Origin of the sequence: Zhihengliuella halotolerans, assembly GCF_004217565.1 — a bacterium.
GTDB classification, from domain to species: domain Bacteria; phylum Actinomycetota; class Actinomycetes; order Actinomycetales; family Micrococcaceae; genus Zhihengliuella; species Zhihengliuella halotolerans.
Map to the genome: position 1 here is coordinate 2,571,999 of NZ_SHLA01000001.1, position 19,518 is coordinate 2,591,516.

The following is a 19,518-nucleotide window of genomic DNA, read 5'->3' on the forward strand; positions in this document are numbered from 1 at the left end:
CTCGTGTACCTCTCTGTCTCACTCGTGATGAACCGCCGTCGGGTACGACGGCGGCGCGTGGCGGCCGCGCTGAATCCGCGGCCGCCGCGTTCGACTCCCCCTCGCGGGGGAATTAGGTGGACGCGGGCAGGAACACCCGCATCGTCGACGGGCCACGCTCGGCCCACCGGTAGTAGGGGATCAGGCGCACCTCGAGGCCGCCCTCCGCAGGTTGCCCGCCCGGGGCGTCCGGTCGCTGCGCTGGCGTGCCGTCCGCCGGGTCTTCGCACGGACCGAACGGCAGGCGCCCGCCGGACGCGTCGCGCCCGGGTCGCGGCAGCAGTCGCACCGAGGCCCCGTCGTTCGCGGGCTGCGGCGGGGCGGACGCGTCGAGCACGAAGCCGTAGATCTCCATACCGGCCGGCAGGTCCGGCGACTCAAGACACAGCACCAGTGGACCGCGTTCGACGGCGACCGTGCCGCGCACCGCGTCGATGCGCGAATCGGGCCACGTCAGCCGGGGCTCATCGCCCAAAACGAGGCGGATCTCGTCCCCCGCGGCGAGCACCTGCGAGACGTGCGCCCAGCCCGGGGCGGCATCGACGCGGCGGGCGCCGCCGGCCGCCGTCGTGCTCCACAGGGACGCGCGCCGCGCCCAGTGCGGCACGCGCAGCCGCAGCGTCACGGGTGTCGCAGGCGCGTCGGTGACGCTGAGGACCACCGTGCCGTCGTGGGGGTAGCCGGTCGCGACGCTCACCGCGAGCCGCCCGTCGTCGAGTTCCACGGAGACGTTGCCGGCGGCGTACTGCAGGACGCTCAGGGCCGCCGGGCCGTCGACGGAGACCGCGTAGGCCTGCAGCGAGGCCAGCGTGCGCGCGACGTTGGTGGGGCAGCACGAGACGTCGAACCAGGGGGCGCGCAGGCCCCCCTCGGCGCGCATGTGCACGCCGGCGGCCTCGACGGGGTCGGCGGCTTCGCGCAGGTGCAGCGGGTTCGCGTAGAAGAAGGCGCACCCGTCCGCGCTCGGCGAAGCCGCCACGACGTTGTAGAGCGTGCGCTCGATCAGGTCCGCGTACTCGGCCTCGCCCGTCGCGAGGTAGAGCCGCCAGGAGACCATGATGGAGGCGACGCCGGCGCACGTCTCGCAGTAGGCCCGGTCGGCCGGCAGCTCGAAGTCGTCGCCGAAGCCCTCGTCCTGGTGGCGCGAGCCCATGCCCCCCGTCAGGTACGTGCGCCGCTCGACGGTGCGGCGCCACTGGCGTACGAGCGACTCGAGCAGCCCGTCGTCGCCCGTGTCGACGGCCACGTCGACGGCGCCGGCCGTCAGGTAGAGGGCCCGCACGGCGTGCCCGCGCAGGGCCTCGGCATCGCGCACGGGCACATCGTCCTGGAAGTAGTCGGCGGCCAGCAGGGGGCGCACGGGCAGCCGGCCGTGGCCCCGGCGCTCGATGAAGATCCGTGCCTGCTCGACGTAGCGCGGCTCGCCGGTCGCCCGCCCGAACTCGGCGAGCGCGACCTCGATCTCCGGGTGACCGCACAACTCGTCCCGCCCGCCGGCGCCGAACTCGCGGCACACGTGCTCGGCGACGCGGCGGCCGGCGGCGACGAACGCGTCGTCCGCCCCGGCCGTGCGCAGGCGGGCGACCGCGGCCTGGAGCAGGTGCCCCATGTTGTAGAGCTCGTGGCCCATGGCCAGGTCCGAGTAGCGGGGCTCGAGCCCGGGGTGGCCGAACGCCGTGGTGAGGTAGCCGTCGTCGTCCTGGGCTGCGGTCACGCGGTCGGCGAGCCGGACGAAGAGGGCCTCCGCGCCCGCGTCGCCCGAGCGCGCCGATTCCCACGCTGCGGCCTCCATCAGCTTGTAGACCTCGGAGTCGGAGAACTGCCAGCCGGGCCGGTCGACGGTCCGCTCGCCGCGGGCGACGCGGTCGAAGTTCTCGAGCCACCCGAGCTCCTCCATCCACCGCTCGCAGTGCGCAAGCGTCGCGGCGGCGTTGACGTCCTGGCGGTCGCCCCAGAAGCCGCCGGCGTCGAACGCGACCTCGCCGAGACCGGCGCCGCGACGGGTCCCGCGGGCGGGGACGACAGGGCGCGCAGCTGCACTGGCAGGGGCGGGCGGCGGGGGCGGTGCGTGCGGGCCGCGGGCGTCGTCGTCGTACCGGGTGGTGGTGTCGGTCACGGTTCAGTCCTTCACTGCCCCGGCGGTCACGCCGGCGGCGACATAGCGCTGGGCAACCACCAGGAGGATGGCGGCGGGGATCGACGCGACGACGGCCGTGGCCATGATCGCGTTCCACTGCGTGGTGTTGTTGCCGATGTACGAGTAGATGCTCAGGGTGATGGGGATCAGGTCGGCGTTGCGGCTGAGCGTGGAGGCGAAGATGAAGTCTGACCACGCCCACAGGAACGCGAACAGCGAGACCGTCAGCACCGAGTTGCGGCTCATGGGCAGCACGATCGCGGTGAAGACCCGCCACGATCCGGCGCCGTCGATCCGGGCCGCCTGCAGGAGCTCCTTCGGCAGGCCGGACATGAACGCGGTGAACAGCAGGACGCCGAACGGCACCGCGATCGTCGAGTCGGCGAGGATGAGACCCCACACGGAGTTGAGCAGGCCGAGCCGCACGTAGATCGCGTAGAAGCCCATCGCCATGACGACGCCCGGAATCATCTGCGCGACCAGAAGCAGGAAGTTCAGGCTGCGGCCGCCGCGCAGGTTCAACAGGGCGATCGCGTAGCCGGCCGGGGCGGCGATCACGACCGTGAGCAGCACGCAGCCGAGCGCGATCAGCAGGCTCGTGCCGAGGGCCGGGAGCTGTTGCCCGAACACGGCCGCGTACCCCTCGAACGTCGGGTCGAGCGGGAACAGCTGCGGCGGGCTGGAGCGCAGGTCCTTCGTCTCGGTCAGGGAGACGTTGATCATCCAGTAGACGGGGAAGAGCATCAGGGCGGTCAGGACGAGCCCGACGGCCGTCTTCCACCAGGGGCGGGTGGCGGTCATGACTTCTCCTGACGTTGCTGCACGCGCAGGTACACGAACCCGAAGACCAGTGCGATGACGATGAGCAGGTTGCCGACGGCGGCGGCCGGGGACATGTCCGGCTGGCCGGTGCCGAAGGCCTCCCGGTAGGACCAGATGGCCAGCGTGGCAGTCGAGTTCGCCGGTCCGCCGGCCGTCATGATCCAGATGATGTCCACGACCTTGAGCGTGTAGACGAGGCCGAGCAGCAGGGTGATCGCGGAGACCGGGCGCAGCAGGGGGAACGTGATGGACGTGAACTTCCGCCACGCGCCGGCCCCGTCGAGGGAGGCCGCCTCGTAGAGGTCCTCCGGGATGTTCTGCAGGCCCGAGTAGAGGATCACCAGGTTGAAGGGGATGCCGAGCCAGATGTTGGCGATGACGACGGCGGCCATTGCCGTGTCCGGCGAGGTCAGCCAGTTGATCTGTCCGATGCCGAACGCGGAGAGGAAGGAGTTGACGATCCCGTTGTCGCTGTTGAGCATCCAGGCCCACGTGGAGCCGGAGACGATGAGCGGCAGCAGCCACGGGACGAGGAAGAGAGCGCGCAGGATGCCGGAGAGCCGGAAGCTGGACCGGAAGAAGACCGCGAGGGCCAAGCCGATCGCGTACTGGAAGGCCAGCGAGACGATCACGAACACGGCCGTGTTCCAGAGGGCCTTGCCGAAGAGCTCGGAGGAGAGGACCTCCGCGTAGTTCGCGAAGCCGACGAACTCGGCGTCGCCCTGGACGAACGCTCGAATCGTGTAGTCGTGCAGGCTGAGGTCGATGCTGCGCAGCAGCGGGTAGGCGTAGAACGCCAGCAGGTAGGCCACCAGCGGGGCGGCGAAGGCGGCGGCAGCCCACCGGCCCGACGTCGGCCGCCGCGGCGTTCTGTCGGTGGGCGCCGTCGTGCCGCGGCCGGTTGGACCGGGCGTCTGCGCCGCGGATCGCGGTGCGGTAGCGGCCGAGCCCGCCGGGGGCGCGCTCGTCGAATGTGTCGTCATCACGTGTCCTTCATGGGCGCGGGGCGGGCGCCGCCCGCCCCACGCGTCGGGTGCTGCTGCGTCCGGTTATCCGGCCGTGGCCGCTTCGGCGGCGCGCTGGGCGTCCTCGAGCGCCTGCTGGGGCGTCTTGGAACCGGAGAGCGCGTCCTGGACGGCGGTCCAGAGCTGTTCGGAGATCAGCGGGTAGTCGGTGCCGAGGTTGTCGCTCGTGCGGCCCTTGGCGGCCTGCACGGCCGCGACCCAGGTCTCGAGCTCCGGGTGATCCGCCAGGAAGGCCTCCTGGCCCTCGGGCGTCGGCGGGATGTAGTAGGCGAAGGTCTCGGCCGTCTCGACGAAGCCCTCCGGCGTCGTCATGCACTCGACGATCTCCCGCGTGGTCTCGTAGCGGTCGGCGTCGTCCTGGACGGGGGCGACGACGAACTCGCCGCCGGTCGGGGCGGGTGCAGGGCCGCCGTCGCGCGCCGGGAGCTCGATCACGCCGGTCTCGAAGTCGGCCTCGGCGGCGGCGTTGACCTGCCACGTGCCGTTCTCGACGAAGGCGAAGTCACCCGTCAGGAACTCCTCCCACGTGGTGTTCTGGGAGTTGCCGATCACGGAGTTGGGCGCGTAGCCGGCGTCCAGCCACCCTGTCCACAGCTCGAGGGCCTCGACCGCCTCCGGGGAGTCGAGCTGCGCCAGGTCGGCGCCGGAGCCCCAGAACCACGGCAGGAACTGGAACGAACCCTCCTCCGTGTTGATGCCGGCGAAGGTGATGCCCCGGTGGCCCGCGCCGTCGACCTGCTCGAGCGCCGCCGTCAGGGACTCCCAGTCCGTGATCGACGCCGGGTCGATCCCGGCCTCGTCGAGGATCTCGGCGTTGTAGTAGAGCGCCAGGGTGTTGGCGCCGATCGGGATGCCGTAGGTCTCGCCGTCGACCTCGCCGGCGGCGAGCAGGTTCGCGTCGACGGCCGAGGTGTCGAGGCCGAGCTCCCCGACGGTGCTGAGCATGCCGGTCTCGGCGAGCGTTGAGACGGCCGGGTTGTCGAGCAGGATCACGTCGGGCGAGGTGCCCTCCTGCGCGGCGAGCAGCGCCTGGTTGGTCAGCGAGGTGGTGTCGTACGGGGTGCGCTGGATGGCGACGCCGGCGGCCTCGCCGCACGTCTGGACGCGCTCGTCCCACGCCGAGCCTTCAGCGTGCTGGGGGTACGGATCCCACCAGGTAAAGGTGTCGGACGAGGCGTCGCCGCCGCCCGACGAGCAGCCGGCGAGGACGCCGACGGAGACGACGGCGGCGGCCGCGAGTGTTCTGCGAACGGTCCTGTTGTTCATGCTTCCTCCTTGAAACGGTGCTTCGGGCACACGGGTGCCACGGAACGCGGGCCGGGCGCCGGGGCGCGGGGCCTGGATGAGTGGATCGGGGTCAGGGGTCGGACCGAGGTGGCGCGAGGCTGCCGCGGTCGATGATCATCGGCGGGAGCAGTTCCACGGTGGCCGCCTCGGCGGCCGGGATCTGCCCGGAGATCCGTCCGACAAGGCGTTCCACGGCGGAACGTCCCAGCCGGTCGGCGGCGCTGTCGATCGCGGAGAACGGCAGCGAGAACGTGCGGGCGAAGTCGTCGGAGTAGCGGCCGATCACGGACAGGTCGCCCGGAGCGGACAGCCCTCGGGCGCCGAGGACGCTGGGCAGCGCGGCGGCCGCCGCTTCGTTGTTGAGCAGCAGCCCAGTCGCGTGCGGGTGCGCGTCGAGGAAGCGGGTCAGGTCGGCACCGATATCGGGCTGGGCCGCGGCACCGTGGTAGGCGTGCACGCGGACCCCCAGGGCCTCGGCGCGGTCGCGGACGGCATTCGCCAGCCGCCACACGTACGCTCCCCCGCGCTCGAGTACGTGCTCGGGCTGCGAGACCAGGATGAGCTCCCGGTGGCCGAGCCCGTGCATGCGGTCGACCATGAGTCGGCCGCCGGCCTCGAAGTCGAGGTCGAACACGTCGACCCCCGCGTCGCCGCCCGGCAACCCGACCAGAGCCGCTGGATGCCCGACCTCTTCCAAGGCGGCCAGGCGCTGATCGTTCTCGGCCACGTTGAGCAGGACGAACCCGTCGACCTTGCGTGAGCGGGCGAGCCTGTGCAGGGCGCGCACGCCGTCCTCCTCCGAGACGAGCAGCGTGTCGTAGCCCAGGCGGCGGGCCATGTGAGTCACACCCAGGATGTACTCCAGCATGGCCGGGGCGAACTCGTCGTCGAGGAACCGGGCGAGAAGCCCGAGCACGTTCGTCTGCGAGGTGGCCAGGGCGCGGGCACCGGCGTTCGGCGTGTAGCCGAGCTCGGCGACCGCCGCCTGAACGCGCTGGCGCACCGCCGGGGAGATCGAACGCTTGCCGGAGAGCGCATAGGAGGCCGTGCTGCGCGAGACTCCCGCCACGCGGGCCACGTCGCCGATGGTCGCCATGGTGCTCCCCTTTCGTAGATCGAACCGGTTCGATCAGTCGAACCGGTTCTACAATAACGTGCCCCAGCTCACACCGACAAGGGTCCGGCGGGGCGTTCGACACGGTTCGACGGCGTTCGATTCCCACGTTGAAACACATCCACGCTGGTCAACCCCCAATCGCGGGGAAGTTTGAAGAATTCGCGCGTCGACGCCGTTCCGCGCCCGCGGGTCCGGAACGGGGCCCCGAGAGGGCCTCCCACCGGCCGACAGGTCGGGCGTAGGGTGGACGAGTCGCAGCGTACGCCGCGGACCGATCGGCCCGCAGCCCGCGCGGCAAGCCTCCGTACCACCGAACGAATGGAGAGCCATGCTCACCGCCAAGGCCTACGCCGCCCCCTCCGCCACCGAACCTCTCGTCCCGCTCACCATCGAGCGGCGCGACGTCGGACCGAAGGACGTGCTGATCGCCATCCGCTACGCCGGCATCTGCCACAGCGACATCCACACCGTGCGCGAGGAGTGGGGGCCCATCACGTTCCCGCAGGTCGTCGGCCACGAGATCGTCGGCGAGGTCACCGAGGTCGGTTCCGCAGTCACGAAACACGCCGTCGGCGACCGCGTCGGCGTCGGCTGCATGGTGAACTCCTGCCGCGAGTGCGAGCAGTGCCGCGCGGGCAACGAGCACTACTGCCTGAGCGGCAACACGCAGACCTACGCCTCCGTCGACCGCGACGGCACCATCACGCAGGGCGGCTACTCCACCCACGTCGTCGTCGACGAGGACTTCGTGCTCACGGTCCCCGAAGCCCTGCCGTACGACGCCGTCGCTCCCCTGCTGTGCGCGGGCATCACCACCTACTCCCCGCTCGCCCGGTGGAATGCCGGCCCGGGATCCCGCGTCGCCGTCGTCGGCATGGGCGGGCTCGGCCACCTGGGTGTGAAGATCGCCGTGGCCATGGGCGCCGAGGTGACGGTCCTGTCCCGCAGCGAGTCCAAGAAGGAAGACGCGCTCGCCTTCGGCGCCGCGCGGCACGTGGCCACCGGGGACGACGGCGCGCTCGAGTCCCTGCGCGGTTCGTTCGACTTGATCATCAACACGGTCAGCGCCCCGCTGCCCATGGACGCCTACCTGGCGACCCTGCGCCCCGAGGGCGCGCTCGTGAACGTCGGCGCCCCGCCGCAGCCGCTGCCGGTCTCGGCGTTCTCTCTGATCATCGGTGGCCGCTCGTTGGCTGGCTCCAACATCGGATCGATCCGCGAGACCCAGGAGATGCTGGACTTCTGCGCCGAGCACGGCATCGCCCCGGAGACCGAACTCATCTCCGCGGACCGCATCAACGACGCCTACGAGCGTGTGCTGAACAGCGACGTGCGCTACCGGTTCGTGATCGACACCGCGACCCTCTAGCCCGGGCAGATACCGGCGGCTGCGGAGCCCGCCTCCGCGGCCGTCGTCGTCCGGTCGTCGCCACGGGCCGCCGGTTCTGGCAGGATACGGCCATGACCTCAGACGCGAACCAGCACACGGGCCCGGCGGACGGCGACGCGCCCTCCTTCGACAAGGACTTCTGGGAAGAGCACTGGGAGGATCCGGAGCGGGGCGGGGCCGCCGCGCCGGCGAACCCGTACGTGGTCGCCGAGACCCGGGATCTGTCGCCCGGCCGCGCCCTGGACGCCGGGTGCGGCACCGGGACCGAGGCCCTGGCCCTTGCGGCGACCGGCTGGGACGTCACGGGCGTCGACCTCTCCGAACGCGCGATCGCGACCGCGCGCGAACGGGCGGCCGCCGGCGGGGCCGCGGGGCTGACGCACTGGATCGCCGCGGACCTGACCGTATGGGAACCGGAACGGCCCCTGGACCTCGTCATGACCAACTACGCGCACGCTTCCATCCCGCAGCTGGACCTGTACCGGCGGATCGCCGAGTGGGTCGCTCCGGGCGGGACCCTGCTCATCGTGGGCCACCTCGACCACGGCGGCCACGGCCACGACCACGACGACGCCGGAGACCGCCACGGCGAGCACTCCGAGGAGCACGACGGCGACTGGCCGCCCGCCGAGGCCACCGTCACCGGCGACCGGATCGCCGGCGTGCTGGATCCCGCGCTCTGGCGGATCGAGACTGTCGCCGAGCACACCCGCACCCTGCCCGGGCACGACGGCGAGCGGACGCTGCGCGACGTCGTCGTCCGCGCCACCCGTCACGTGGGGGACTGAGCCGGGGATCTCCCGGACGTTCTTCCCCTCACACACCCCTGACAGGCCAGGAGCACGAGGGGTAGGGTGCGAAGCATCAGGCTCTTTTCTCGTCGGAGGGACATCATGGTCACGGTCGCAGAGAACATGGTCAGCACGCTGAGCGCCAACGGCATCGAGCGGGTCTACGGACTGCCGGGCGACTCGCTCAACGGTTTCACGGACGCGCTGCGCAAAGACGGCACGATCGACTGGGTGCACGTGCGGCACGAGGAGGCGGCCGCGTTCGCCGCGGCCGCCGAGGCCGAGGTCACCGGGGAGCTGACGGTCTGCGCCGGCTCCTGCGGGCCTGGCAACCTGCACCTGATCAACGGGCTCTACGACGCCCAGCGCTCGCGCGTGCCCGTGCTCGCGATCGCCGCGCACCTGCCCACGCCGGAGATCGGGTCGAATTACTTCCAGGAGACGCACCCGCAGGAGCTCTTCCGCGAGTGCAGCGTCTACGTCGAGTACGTCGCGCACCCCTCGCAGATGCCGCGGCTGCTGGAGATCGCGATGCGCACGGCGATCGAGAAGCGCGGGGTCGCGGTCCTCGTGATCCCGGGCGACGTCGCCCTGGCCGAGGCCCAGACGGACCGGAACACGGTCATCGCCCGGGCCCGCCCCGTCGTCGTACCGTCCGAGACCGAGCTGGACCGGGCCGCCGAGCTGCTCGACGCCGGCGGGAAGACCACGATCCTCGCCGGAGCCGGCGTCGCCGGCGCCCACGCCGAGCTGCTGGCCGTGGCCGACAAGCTGGGCGCGCCGATCGTGCACGCCCTCCGCGGCAAGGAGCACATCGAATACGACAACCCGTACGACGTCGGGATGACCGGGCTGCTCGGCTTCTCCTCCGGGTACCGGGCGATGGAGGACGCGGACACCCTCCTGATGATCGGCACCGACTTCCCGTACCAGCAGTTCTACCCCGAGGACGCGACGACGATCCAGATCGACCTGCGCGGCGAGCAGCTGGGACGGCGCCACCCCGTGGACCTGGGCCTCGTGGGCGACAGCCGCGCGACCCTCGAGGCGCTGCTGCCGCGGCTCCAGGGCACCGCGGACCGCAAGCACCTCGACGCCGCCCGCCGCCACTACGCCAAGACGCGCGAGAAGCTCGACGACCTCGCCGTGCCGAGCCGCGGCAAGGCCGCCATCCACCCGCAGTACCTGGCCCGGCTGCTCGACGAGCAGGCCACCGACGACGCCGTCTTTCTGCCCGACGTCGGCTCCCCCGTGGTGTGGGCCTCGCGCTACCTGACGATGAACGGGAAGCGCCGGCTCATCGGCTCGTTCAGCCACGGGACCATGGCCAACGCGCTGCCGCAGGCGATCGGCGTGCAGGCCGCTGCGCCGGAGCGGCAGGTGATCGCGATGTCCGGCGACGGCGGGCTGAGCATGCTCTTCGGCGAGCTCATCACGCTGGTGCAGAACAAGCTGCCCGTGAAGGTCGTGGTCTTCAACAACTCCTCGCTGAACTTCGTCGAGCTGGAGATGAAGGCCGCCGGCTTCATGACTTACGCGACCGGTCTGGACAACCCGGACTTCGGCGCCGTCGCGAACGCGCTGGGGATCTGGGGCAAGCGTGTAGAGTCATCGCGCAAGCTGCCGCAGGCGGTGAAGGAGTTCCTCGCCGTCGACGGCCCGGCCGTGCTCGACGTGCGGACCGAACGGCAGGAGCTCTCCATGCCGCCGGCCATCACCGCGGAACAGGTCAAGGGCTTCACGCTCTACGCGATCCGCACCGTCATGTCGGGCCGCGGCGACGAGTTGCTCGAGCTGGCCAAGACCAACCTGCGCCAGCTTTTCTAGAGGCTTCTCTAGAGCGCGCCGAACACCTACGGGAAGCAGACCCATGAAACAGACGGCGATCATCACCGGCGGCACCGGAGGCATGGGTCTGGCCACGGCGCGGATCCTGGGCCGCGACCATCGAGTCGTCATCGCCGACCTGAACCAGCGGCGGCTCGACGAGGCAGTCGCGTCGTTGGGCGAGGACGGCATCGAGGCCCACGCCGTCTACTGCGACATCACCAGCCGCCAGTCCGTCGCCGATCTGTTCCGCGAGGCCGGGTCCGCCGGCACCTTGCGAGCGGTCGTGCACGCGGCCGGGGTCAGCCCGCAGATGGGCGACGCCGAGACGATGGTCTCCGTCAACGCGCTGGGAACCATCCACGTCACCGAGGCGGCCCTGGCCGTCGCGGTCGAGGGATTCGCCCTGGTCAACGTCGCTTCCTCCGCAGCCCACATGGCGCCGCGGCCCCTGGTTCCGCGCCGCTCCTACCGGCTCGCGTTCAAGGATCCCGCGCGGCTGGCATCACGTCTCGTCGCACGCGCTGGCCTCGCACCGCATCGCCTGCGCTCCGGTCTCGCCTACTCTCTGAGCAAGAACTTCGTCATGTGGTACTCCCAGGAGATGGCGGGACGCTTCGGCGCCCGCGGCGCCCGCATCCTCTCGGTGTCGCCGGGCAGTTTCGACACCGGCATGGGCCGGCTGGAGAACAAGAGCGGATCGCACAAGCTCCTCGAATACGCCGCACTGCACCGCTACGGCAAGCCAGAGGAGATCGGTGAGGTCCTCGCCTTCTGCGCCAGCGACCGGCCCGGATACCTCACCGGGATCGACATCCTCTGCGACGGCGGGACGAAAGCCGGCATGGACCTCAAGGGCATGCTCTCGATGACCAAGGGCAGCTGAACGCCGGGCCGGCCCTTCAATGGTGCGCCCCTCGTTTCCGGGTCACCTCCCACGTGAGCTGAGCCGGGTATCGAATCTCGAGGGGATTTCGGCTGCGCACAACCGTCATCAAGAAATCAAGACGCAGGCGTGCCGGATTCCCCGCGCCGTAGGGTGGAAGGGCCAGCCGGGGGTACAGGACGTCCCTGAACACGCCGCGGAAAACGAAGTGACTGACGTCGCCCAACGTGCCAACTCCCAGCTCGCCTGCGTCAGAAGCTTCATAAACCTCCACCTCGAACTCGAGACCCCGCCGACTCCCAGTGCGATCAAGCGCGATCACGTCGGCCAGAATCAGCTCATCAGGCGCCTTTGCGAGGCAAGCTAGGAACGGCGGCCCTGCACCCGACGTCGCAAGATACGGCGCTTTCACCGCCGCTGCCACCACTGGGAGGCGCCACGCGGGACTGTGTGCCGGGGCGCGCCGTCGCGCGTCGCGTTGTTTTCCTGCGTTCCGCTGCACTGGCCCGCTCTCCTTTGGGTCATCTGACTGAGGTGCCGGGCGCGTCCTGCTGACCCCCGGCCCACCGCCGCGACCAACTCCGCTGAAGGCGCGTCCGGGGACCCAGCGAGACCGCCCAAGAACAACTCAGTTTAGTGCAACTATTGCACCTGCAGTGCATATGTTGCTAATGTCACACTCGCTGCGAACGACCACGGTCCCAACGACGGCCACACCGAAGCTCTTCCGAAGAGACATCGCTCGCGGCGCGACAACAAGCCGAAGGAGTCTCATGTCGACCCCCACCACTCAAGCCCCTGCTGGCACGCACCTCGCCAGCGCGCTCCGGAAAGCGCGCTGGCGCATCATGCCGCTGATCTGCGTGCTCTACTTCATCGCCTATCTCGACCGCAACAACGTCGGATTCGCCCGCGAGGAAATGAGCCGGGACATCGGTCTGACGGCCACGGCCTTCGGACTCGGAGCCGGACTCTTCTTCGTGGGCTACACCCTCTTCGAAATCCCGAGCAACGCCGGCATGCACCGCTTCGGTGCCCGCCGCTGGATCTCCCGGATCCTGATTCCCTGGGGCCTCCTCGCCATGGCGACCGCGTTCGTCGTCGACGACGTCTCCTTCGCCTGGATCCGCTTCCTGCTCGGCGTCGCAGAAGCAGGATTCTTCCCGGCCGTGGTCTTCTACTTCACGCTCTGGTTCCCCGTCCGGGAACGCGCGGCGGTCCTCGGGATCTTCGTCCTCGCGCAGCCCCTTGCCAACATGATCGGCGCTCCGCTCAGCGGGGCGCTCCTGACCCTCGACGGCCTGCTCGGTCTTCACGGCTGGCAATGGATGTACCTGATCGAGGGCCTTCCCGCCGTGTTGTTCGGCATCGCCGTCCCCTTCCTGCTGACCGACAGGCCGGCCAACGCGCGGTGGCTCACGGGAGCCGAACGCGCCGCGCTCGAGAACGCCATCGCCGACGACGACGCCCGAGTCACGTCGCACTCGGTTCGCAGTTTCATGTCCGCCCTGGCCAGCCCCACCGCGTGGGCGTACGCCGGGCTCAACTTCGGCATGGTCCTGGGGATCTATGGCCTCGCTTTCTGGCTTCCCTCGATCGTGGGCGAGCTCGGCGATTTCGACCCCTTCCAGCGCAGCCTCGTGGTGGCGATCCCCTACGCGGCGGGCGCGTGCTTCGTCCTGTGGTGGAGCGGACGCGCCGATCGCACCGGCAAGCGCGCCGCACATACGGCCGGCAGCCTCAGCGTCGCGGCAATCGGACTGCTCGGCGCCGGATACACCCTGCATCTCTCCCCCGTTCTCGCGCTCACCTTCCTCTGCCTCGCGGCGATCGGCATCTACACCGCGATCGGCCCCATGCTCTCCATGTCGGCAAGCCTGTTCTCCGGAGCAGCTGCCGCAGCCGGCATCGGCCTCGTCGGCGCGGTCGGAAACATCGGCGGTTTCGTCTCACCGCTGACTGTTGGCTGGCTCACCGATCTGACCGGGTCGTCCCAGGCAGGCTTGCTCTTCCTCGCCGCGGCGCTGGCCCTCACCGCCGCGTCGGTTTGGCTGTTCGCCCGGCATCGCCCCGAAGGCGACACCCGCCTCGTCCTTCCCACCACCCAGGAGTCATCACGATGAATCACCTCGATCTGCACGGCCGCACCGCCCTCGTCACGGGCGGAGGCGTCGGGATCGGCGCCGCGATCGCCGAAGAACTCGCTCGGCGCGGCGCCCGCGTCGTCGTCACCTACCACTCCCACACGCCCGACGACGACGCGCTGGCCGCGCTCGGCTCCGCTGACGGGAAGCCAGGATTCGCGGTGCACGCCGACCTGACCATCGAGTCCGAAGTCGAGGCCCTCGGCCGGCGTCTCGAGCAGGACTGCGGGAACGTCGACATCCTGGTCCACAACGCCGGCGGCCTGCTCCAGCGCTCGCCCATCAGTGACATGCCGTACGACCTCTTCCGCCGTGTTCAAGCACTCAACGTCGACTCGGTCTTCCTCGTCACGCGCAGGATCCTCCCCCTGATGCGAGACGGCGGACGGATCGTCACGGTGGCCTCCCTTGCGGGCCGCAGCGGCGGGCACGCCGGAGCCACGGCCTACGCCGCCGCCAAAGCGGCACTGTTCGGTTTCACACGCGGCCTGGCGGGCGAAGTCGCCGCCGACGGCATCACGGTCAACGCGGTGGCCCCCGGGTTCATCGAAGCCACCCCGTTCCATGACACGTTCACCACCGCCGATTCCAAGCAGCACACAGTGAGCGGAATTCCCGTGGGCCGAGCGGGAGTGCCCGCCGACGTCGCGGCCGCCGTCGCCTGGTTCGCCTCCCCGGGCGCCTCCTTCACGACGGGCACCATCTTGGACATCAATGGCGGGCAGCACTTCAGCTGATGATTAGAGCAACGATCACCCACCCCGTCGCCCTGTCGACGCTCGCCCGCGCCGGTCACGGCTCGTTCATCCTCATCGCCGACGCGCACTTCGCCGTAGCCACAGCCCTCGGCCCCAACGCGGTGACGGTGCATGCCGCGCTGGCTCCCGGTGCTCCGCTGGTGCCGGAGGTCGCGCGCCTCGTCGCCGCCACCATCGCGATCGAGGAGGTCACCACCATGGCGGTACCTGCTGAGGCACACGCACAAGTCGGTCTGGAAGCGCTGGCCGCGGTGCGGGCTTTCCCGACAACCACACCCATCCCGCATTCCACTGCCACCCGGGAAGAGTTCTTTGCCCGCTGCGGCTCACCAGATCTCGCCCTCTGCCTCGTCAGCGGTGACCGTCGCAGGTTTGCGAACGTCCTGCTCCGAATCGGTGTCACAGATCCCGAGCCTGCATAATGAGGGAATGAGCTCGACTGTATCCCGCGCCATCGAGATCTTGGAGCTGTGCAGCGCAGAGCCGAGGACCGCGGCCCAGATCGCCGCGGTCCTCGGCGTGCACCGCACCACGGTGCTGCGCACACTGCTGACGCTTCAAGACGCCGGGCTGGTCCGCCAGACGGAGACCGGAGTGTTCGGCACGGGGTTTCGCCTGGCCGCCCTCGCAAAGTCGGCGATGGCGCACTTCGATCTGCGGGGCATCGCCCACCCGCACCTGAAGGATCTCAGCGACCGCATCGGCGTGACCGTGCAGTTCGCCGTTCCGGACAGGGACCGCATCCGCTACGTCGACAAGATCGAGCCACGAGACTCAATCGTGCTCAACACGGAAATCGGGGGCGACGCCGTGGTCAGCACGTCCGGCGTCGCCAAAGCGATACTCGCCCACCTTTCGGGCGAGCGCCGACGATCGATTCTCGACCGCGCGACGTTCGAGACATTCACCGAACGCTCGATCACGAGCAGGGAAGCGTTCGAGCGCGAGCTCACCCGAGTGCAGGAGCGGGGCTGGTCATTCGACGACGGGGAATACGACGAGCTGTCCAACTGCATCGCCGCCCCGGTCCGCGATCATGCCGACGACGTCGCCGGGGCCGTTTCCATCACGGCCTTCCGCACGCGGCTCGACATCGATGCCCTCCAGCAGCACCTGCCGGCCCTTCTGACCACGACGGAGGCCATCAGCCGGGACCTGGGCTGGCGCGGCAGCGCCGGGTCTGGATCCGCGTGAGATTCAGGCCGCACCGTTGGCATTCAACACACTGAACGAGCTGGCCTGTGCGGCCTGCGCCCTGGCTGCTGTCGGATTAAGGTCTTCGCACCAGGACGGGTAGAGCCGAAATCCCCGTTTGCCGGGGCTGCGATTTCCCCGCGTTATGCCGAGCTCCGCGAGGCGTTCGGATGTGAAGCGGAAGCAACCGCGTCGGTGACCGTCGACCACAAAGACCATCAACCCGCTGACAGCCTCGTCCGCAGGAAATGGCTCCGTCTCCCCGTCGGCGTTGCGCCGCCACACGGCAACAAACGCGCCCGCCTTCGTCGGAGTGATGCGAGCGGTGCGGATGCGCCAATGCTCACCGTTGATGTCCACGATTCCGGACTCGTAGTCACTATTCTGCTCTTCGGGAAGAACAGCGAACTGCTGGCCCCGAGGTTCGAGACAATGCTGGCTAAACCAGTCGAAGGAAGGGAAATTCACGTCTCTCACTAGAGCATTATCGCTGCAGATTCGAGTCTGATCACAACGCGTGCTGCGAGTTCGGGCCCACGTCGAAGACCGGCCACAACGGAGTCAAGTCCTGCTCGTGCTCCTCAGAGCAACGAACTCAGTCACGTAGAGGCAAAGTGCAGAAAAACGCCGGCGATCCAGAGACATCCCGGGACGATGAAGGCTCGCTGCGCCAACCCGGTCCGCGGCGCGTCAGCCTCCCAGTCCCGGCTGAACGCGTTGAGAGCGAGAACCAGGATGATCACCACGGCAACCGTCGCCACCTTCCACATCAGGCCCGGCAAGACAAAGGCACCGACCACCGCGGTGACGGGGAGGGAGAAGAACACCACGGCTCCGGCATGGTCATGTAGCTGGTGCTGCCGGGAGAACGCAGCGGGATCCGCGTCAGGCGTACCGGGCGGATAGCCGCGCATGGGGTCCATCCGGAAGACCCCGGAGACGACCAGGCCCAGCCCGAACACCGCCAGCAGCGCGCCCAGCAAGTACTGGCCCGCGAGCACGACCGCGCTCCCGCCCGCCGCCATCGAGGCACCGCACACCAGGAAGTTCGCCGTCTGGATCCATCCCCTCGGGCCGAGCGCCAACGCGCTGACGGTCTGGCGCGTCGGAGAGTACCCGGGCCGCGTCAGACCATCGAGCAAGAACACCACCACGAACAGCACGGCACCACCCGCGCCCACCAAGAACGCCATCCCTCTCCCTCTCCCGGGTCAGCGCTCCGCCATGGGGCGGAGCTTCCGCATCACGTCGACCTTCAGACCCTTGGTAATTTTAGTCCGATCGGACTAAAATCAGACCATGCGTCACGATAACAGTCCGGCCGTCCAAAGGGAACGCTCGTTCATCGAGCAAGCCCGTCGCCTCCAGATCGCCGATGCGGCGGCCGAGGCCGTGGCTGAGCTGGGCTACGCCAAGACGTCGCTCGCGCGAATCGCCGAAAAGGCCGGCATCAGCAAAGGTGTGATCACCTACCACTTCGGCAGCAAGGACGAGATCCTGCGCTTGGTCGCCACTCAATTCTTCGATCGCTGCTGGCAGTACATGGAGCCGAGGATCCTGGCTGAGGAAACCGCCATCGGGCAGGTGAAGGTGTGGGTCGGATCGCAGCTGGAGTACTTCAGCACCCACCGCGTCGAATTCCTCGCCATGGCCGAGATCATGACCAATCACCGCGGTGGCGACGGAACACTTGCCTACGCCGAGGAGATCGCCGAGGAAATCGACGGCGTCGCGGAAATCCTCCGGCGCGGTCAGCTCGCGGGTGAGCTTCGCCAGTTCGACCCGCGCAGCGTCGCCAACATCATCTTGCGCAGCGCCGACGGAGTCCTGAGTTCCTGGGCCACCAGCCCGAGCCTGGACCTCATGTCCCAATCCAGTGTCCTGTTGGACTTCATCGAACACGCGATACGCAAGGAGCCGTCATGAAACCGATACCTGTGGATGATCCGCCCCTCGCCCTCCGCCCGCCCGAACATCGCGTGGAACGGCGCGCCATCGGCTGGTGGATGCTGCAGTCGCTGGTGTTCTCCGGGGCGATCCTGGCAGCGACGATCGTCGCGTACCTGTGGTGGGAAGCCGCCCGAACATGGCTGGTGCTCCCGTTGGTCGCCGCAGCAGCACTGCTCGCCGTCGGGCTCCTGATCGAGCCGTTCTGGAGATACCGGGTTCACCGGTGGGAGACCACTGACGAGGCCGTGTACGCACGCACCGGCTGGCTCGTGCGCGAATGGCGCGCCGCACCGTTGACCCGTGTGCAGACCGTGGATGCCATCCAAGGTCCCCTCGAGCAGCTCCTGGGCCTCTCGACTCTGCGGGTCACCACCGCGTCGTCAGCGGGCGCAATCGAGATCGGCGGGCTGGACAGGGAAACCGCCACCCGTCTCGCCGAGCAGTTGACGCGGATCGCCGAGCTCACACCGGGGGATGCGACATGAGCTCCCCCGACGACGCGCAGCGGTCACCGGTAGACTCGCAGCCGGCACCCGGTCAGGACTGGCAGCGCCTCAGCGCGCGCATGATCTGGGTCGACCTCGTCCAGAGTCTCCTCTCCCTCCTCCCCGCGGTTGTCGCCATTTGGGTAGTCGGAGTCGATCCGAACGGCGGCCAGATCTGGCCGCTCATCGGCCTCGCCGCCGTCGGCGTCTGGGGAGCCGTTGCCGATGCACTGCGCTGGATCTTCACGAGCTACCGCGTGACAGCGACCCATGTCGAGGCGAAGTCCGGAATCTTCCGGCGCGTGCACCGGTCGATTCAGCGCGACCGTCTGCGCAGCGTCGACATCGAGGCCAAGCTGCGTCACCGGCTTTCGGGACTTCGCGTAGTGAACATCGGCGCCGGTCAGCAATCTGCCGAGGGCGACTCCGCGTTCGCGCTCGACTCCCTGAGCGTCGACGACGCCCGCGCGCTCCAGAGCGGACTCATGCACGCAACTGACGCTCCGGTCAGTCACGACGACGAATCTGCCGCCGGCGACGACCCGTCCGCCGCAGAAACCCAGGCTGTCGGGCCCGGCCAAAGCGTGCCGTCACGGGTCTTTGCGCGTTTCGAACCACGTTGGGTCGTCCACAACCTCTTCAGCGTGTGGACATACATCGTGGTTCTCGGCATCGGCGGCGGAACGTACTGGTTTCTCAGCAGCCTCGGCGTGGACGTTTCCGGGTTCGTGGCCGGATTGCTGGACTGGGAATCGCTCGGCTGGGTTGGCATCGCCGCCGTCGCCTGGGTGAGCCTCACCGCCGTCGGAGCGCTCTTCATGGCGGTCGTCTACTTCACCGAATACTGGGGGTTCGAGCTGGCGCGCGTTCGCGGCCGCGAAGGAACCATGCTGCGAACCCGGCACGGGCTCCTGACGTCCAGGGAGGTCAATCGCCAAGAGCATCGAATTCGCGGGCTGCAGATCTCCGAACCCCTGCTGTGGCGGTGGATGGGCACCAGTGACACCAGCGTCATCACCACAGGCCTCAACATGTGGTCGATGGCCCAGCCGTCCGCTATCCTGCCGCGCGGGCCGGTCGAGGTTGCGCGCGACGTCGCCGCCGACGTCCTCGGTACGGCCGAGAACCCGTTCGAGACTCCACTCAGCCAGCATCCGGTCGCCGCCTTACGACGTCGCCTCTGGTGGGCTACTGCTATCGCCGCAGGCACGGCCGCGGTCCTCGCATGGCTTGCTGCCACCGGCATCCTCCCGGTGAGCGTCGTCTGGGCGGCTGTGGCGATGTGGCCGTTGCTGCTCGCCGGGGCCGCCATCGCGTATCGCGCGCTCGGCCACACCATTGCGGGTCCCCACCTCATCACGCGTTCGGGGCTGGCCAGCCGGTCCACCACCGTGCTGCAGCGCTCAGCCGTCAGCACCATTGTCGTGCGCGAATCCATCTTCCAGCGTCGCCTCGGGTTGAAAAGCGTCTCTGCGATGACCGCCGCGGGCTACTGCGAATACACGACGCCGGACATCGACGCGCGGACGAGCCTCCAGTTCGCCCGGGACGTCGCCCCGGGAATACTCGACCCCTTCCTCGTCCCTGCACCGTCTCGCGTTGACGGCTCACGCCCGCACGCTGGCGTCTCAACACACGCACGGTGATTCCCACACACGCAAAAGGC

At 69.2% G+C, this 19,518-nt stretch carries 18 protein-coding genes; 11 read left to right on the top strand and 7 right to left on the bottom strand.

What is annotated here, in order from left to right; all coding sequences use genetic code 11:
* Positions 1–112: 112 nt before the first annotated feature.
* The 5 genes from EV380_RS11655 to EV380_RS11675 all read right to left on the bottom strand — a co-directional run bounded on the left by EV380_RS11655 (position 113) and on the right by EV380_RS11675 (position 6,406).
* The gene (locus tag EV380_RS11655; RefSeq protein WP_130451284.1) at positions 113–2,155 is read right to left on the bottom strand and encodes a glycoside hydrolase family 127 protein; all 2,043 of its coding nucleotides are present in this window, start codon (positions 2,153–2,155) and stop codon (positions 113–115) included.
* A 3-nt stretch (positions 2,156–2,158) separates the two neighbouring features.
* Complete coding sequence (locus tag EV380_RS11660; RefSeq protein WP_130451285.1) at positions 2,159–2,977, bottom strand: carbohydrate ABC transporter permease; 819 nt, start codon at positions 2,975–2,977, stop codon at positions 2,159–2,161.
* Positions 2,974–3,981 carry a carbohydrate ABC transporter permease gene (locus EV380_RS11665; protein WP_130451286.1) on the bottom strand — a complete coding sequence of 336 codons (1,008 nt, stop codon included), beginning with the start codon at positions 3,979–3,981 and terminating at the stop codon, positions 2,974–2,976. The genes EV380_RS11660 and EV380_RS11665 overlap by 4 nt, the downstream gene beginning before the upstream one ends.
* Positions 3,982–4,047: 66 nt before the next feature.
* Entirely contained in the window at positions 4,048–5,289 is a 1,242-nt protein-coding gene (locus tag EV380_RS11670; RefSeq protein ID WP_130451287.1) for a sugar ABC transporter substrate-binding protein, read from the bottom strand.
* Between the two features lie 91 nt (positions 5,290–5,380).
* A complete protein-coding gene (locus EV380_RS11675) occupies positions 5,381–6,406 on the bottom strand; it encodes a LacI family DNA-binding transcriptional regulator (protein WP_130451288.1) in 1,026 nt (341 codons plus the stop codon).
* A gap of 349 nt (positions 6,407–6,755) precedes the next feature.
* Between EV380_RS11675 and EV380_RS11680 the strand changes: the two genes are divergently transcribed.
* The 8 genes from EV380_RS11680 (at position 6,756) to EV380_RS11715 (ending at position 15,417) form a co-directional block, all read left to right on the top strand.
* Positions 6,756–7,796 carry an NAD(P)-dependent alcohol dehydrogenase gene (locus EV380_RS11680; RefSeq protein WP_130451289.1) on the top strand — a complete coding sequence of 347 codons (1,041 nt, stop codon included), beginning with the start codon at positions 6,756–6,758 and terminating at the stop codon, positions 7,794–7,796.
* Positions 7,797–7,888: 92 nt separating this feature from the next.
* Complete coding sequence (locus tag EV380_RS11685; RefSeq protein WP_130451290.1) at positions 7,889–8,605, top strand: class I SAM-dependent methyltransferase; 717 nt, start codon at positions 7,889–7,891, stop codon at positions 8,603–8,605.
* Between the two features lie 105 nt (positions 8,606–8,710).
* Positions 8,711–10,435: a ubiquinone-dependent pyruvate dehydrogenase gene (poxB, locus tag EV380_RS11690; protein WP_130451291.1), complete on the top strand. Its 1,725-nt coding sequence runs from the start codon at positions 8,711–8,713 to the stop codon at positions 10,433–10,435.
* Between the two features lie 43 nt (positions 10,436–10,478).
* A complete protein-coding gene (locus EV380_RS11695) occupies positions 10,479–11,321 on the top strand; it encodes an SDR family oxidoreductase (protein WP_130451292.1) in 843 nt (280 codons plus the stop codon).
* 773 nt (positions 11,322–12,094) lie between these two features.
* Positions 12,095–13,444: an MFS transporter gene (locus tag EV380_RS11700; RefSeq protein ID WP_207219409.1), complete on the top strand. Its 1,350-nt coding sequence runs from the start codon at positions 12,095–12,097 to the stop codon at positions 13,442–13,444.
* Positions 13,441–14,202, top strand: a complete 762-nt coding sequence (locus EV380_RS11705) for an SDR family NAD(P)-dependent oxidoreductase (RefSeq protein ID WP_130451293.1) — start codon at positions 13,441–13,443, stop codon at positions 14,200–14,202. Before EV380_RS11700 ends, EV380_RS11705 begins: the two co-directional genes overlap by 4 nt.
* Positions 14,202–14,645 (top strand): RbsD/FucU domain-containing protein, encoded by a 444-nt coding sequence (locus tag EV380_RS11710; protein WP_130451294.1) that lies wholly within the window; start codon positions 14,202–14,204, stop codon positions 14,643–14,645. The genes EV380_RS11705 and EV380_RS11710 overlap by 1 nt, the downstream gene beginning before the upstream one ends.
* A 7-nt stretch (positions 14,646–14,652) precedes the next feature.
* Positions 14,653–15,417, top strand: coding sequence for an IclR family transcriptional regulator (locus EV380_RS11715; RefSeq protein WP_102159621.1), 765 nt, complete (start codon positions 14,653–14,655; stop codon positions 15,415–15,417).
* A 3-nt stretch (positions 15,418–15,420) separates the two neighbouring features.
* Here EV380_RS11715 and EV380_RS11720 read toward each other — a convergent pair whose 3' ends face one another.
* Positions 15,421–15,885, bottom strand: coding sequence for a MepB family protein (locus EV380_RS11720; RefSeq protein ID WP_130451295.1), 465 nt, complete (start codon positions 15,883–15,885; stop codon positions 15,421–15,423).
* A gap of 131 nt (positions 15,886–16,016) precedes the next feature.
* Positions 16,017–16,610: a DUF998 domain-containing protein gene (locus tag EV380_RS11725; RefSeq protein WP_130451296.1), complete on the bottom strand. Its 594-nt coding sequence runs from the start codon at positions 16,608–16,610 to the stop codon at positions 16,017–16,019.
* Between the two features lie 106 nt (positions 16,611–16,716).
* On the opposite strand from EV380_RS11725, the gene EV380_RS11730 reads away from it, so the two are divergent.
* From EV380_RS11730 to EV380_RS11740, 3 genes are read left to right on the top strand one after another with little or no spacing between them, the layout of a single operon-like run.
* Positions 16,717–17,343, top strand: a complete 627-nt coding sequence (locus EV380_RS11730; protein ID WP_130451297.1) for a TetR/AcrR family transcriptional regulator — start codon at positions 16,717–16,719, stop codon at positions 17,341–17,343.
* The gene (locus tag EV380_RS11735; protein WP_130451298.1) at positions 17,340–17,852 is read left to right on the top strand and encodes a PH domain-containing protein; all 513 of its coding nucleotides are present in this window, start codon (positions 17,340–17,342) and stop codon (positions 17,850–17,852) included. The genes EV380_RS11730 and EV380_RS11735 overlap by 4 nt, the downstream gene beginning before the upstream one ends.
* On the top strand, positions 17,849–19,498 hold the full coding sequence (locus tag EV380_RS11740) for a PH domain-containing protein (RefSeq protein ID WP_130451299.1): 1,650 nt from the start codon (positions 17,849–17,851) through the stop codon (positions 19,496–19,498). The genes EV380_RS11735 and EV380_RS11740 overlap by 4 nt, the downstream gene beginning before the upstream one ends.
* The last annotated feature ends 20 nt before the right edge of the window (positions 19,499–19,518 follow it).

Coding starts and splice junctions, on each gene's coding strand:
- EV380_RS11660 (WP_130451285.1), bottom strand. CDS start 2,977: ATGACCGCCACCCGCCCCTGGTGGAAGACGGCCGTCGGGCTCGTCCTG.
- EV380_RS11665 (WP_130451286.1), bottom strand. CDS start 3,981: ATGACGACACATTCGACGAGCGCGCCCCCGGCGGGCTCGGCCGCTACC.
- EV380_RS11670 (WP_130451287.1), bottom strand. CDS start 5,289: ATGAACAACAGGACCGTTCGCAGAACACTCGCGGCCGCCGCCGTCGTC.
- EV380_RS11675 (WP_130451288.1), bottom strand. CDS start 6,406: ATGGCGACCATCGGCGACGTGGCCCGCGTGGCGGGAGTCTCGCGCAGC.
- EV380_RS11680 (WP_130451289.1), top strand. CDS start 6,756: ATGCTCACCGCCAAGGCCTACGCCGCCCCCTCCGCCACCGAACCTCTC.
- EV380_RS11685 (WP_130451290.1), top strand. CDS start 7,889: ATGACCTCAGACGCGAACCAGCACACGGGCCCGGCGGACGGCGACGCG.
- poxB (WP_130451291.1), top strand. CDS start 8,711: ATGGTCACGGTCGCAGAGAACATGGTCAGCACGCTGAGCGCCAACGGC.
- EV380_RS11695 (WP_130451292.1), top strand. CDS start 10,479: ATGAAACAGACGGCGATCATCACCGGCGGCACCGGAGGCATGGGTCTG.
- EV380_RS11700 (WP_207219409.1), top strand. CDS start 12,095: ATGTCGACCCCCACCACTCAAGCCCCTGCTGGCACGCACCTCGCCAGC.
- EV380_RS11705 (WP_130451293.1), top strand. CDS start 13,441: ATGAATCACCTCGATCTGCACGGCCGCACCGCCCTCGTCACGGGCGGA.
- EV380_RS11710 (WP_130451294.1), top strand. CDS start 14,202: ATGATTAGAGCAACGATCACCCACCCCGTCGCCCTGTCGACGCTCGCC.
- EV380_RS11715 (WP_102159621.1), top strand. CDS start 14,653: ATGAGCTCGACTGTATCCCGCGCCATCGAGATCTTGGAGCTGTGCAGC.
- EV380_RS11725 (WP_130451296.1), bottom strand. CDS start 16,610: ATGGCGTTCTTGGTGGGCGCGGGTGGTGCCGTGCTGTTCGTGGTGGTG.
- EV380_RS11730 (WP_130451297.1), top strand. CDS start 16,717: ATGCGTCACGATAACAGTCCGGCCGTCCAAAGGGAACGCTCGTTCATC.
- EV380_RS11735 (WP_130451298.1), top strand. CDS start 17,340: ATGAAACCGATACCTGTGGATGATCCGCCCCTCGCCCTCCGCCCGCCC.
- EV380_RS11740 (WP_130451299.1), top strand. CDS start 17,849: ATGAGCTCCCCCGACGACGCGCAGCGGTCACCGGTAGACTCGCAGCCG.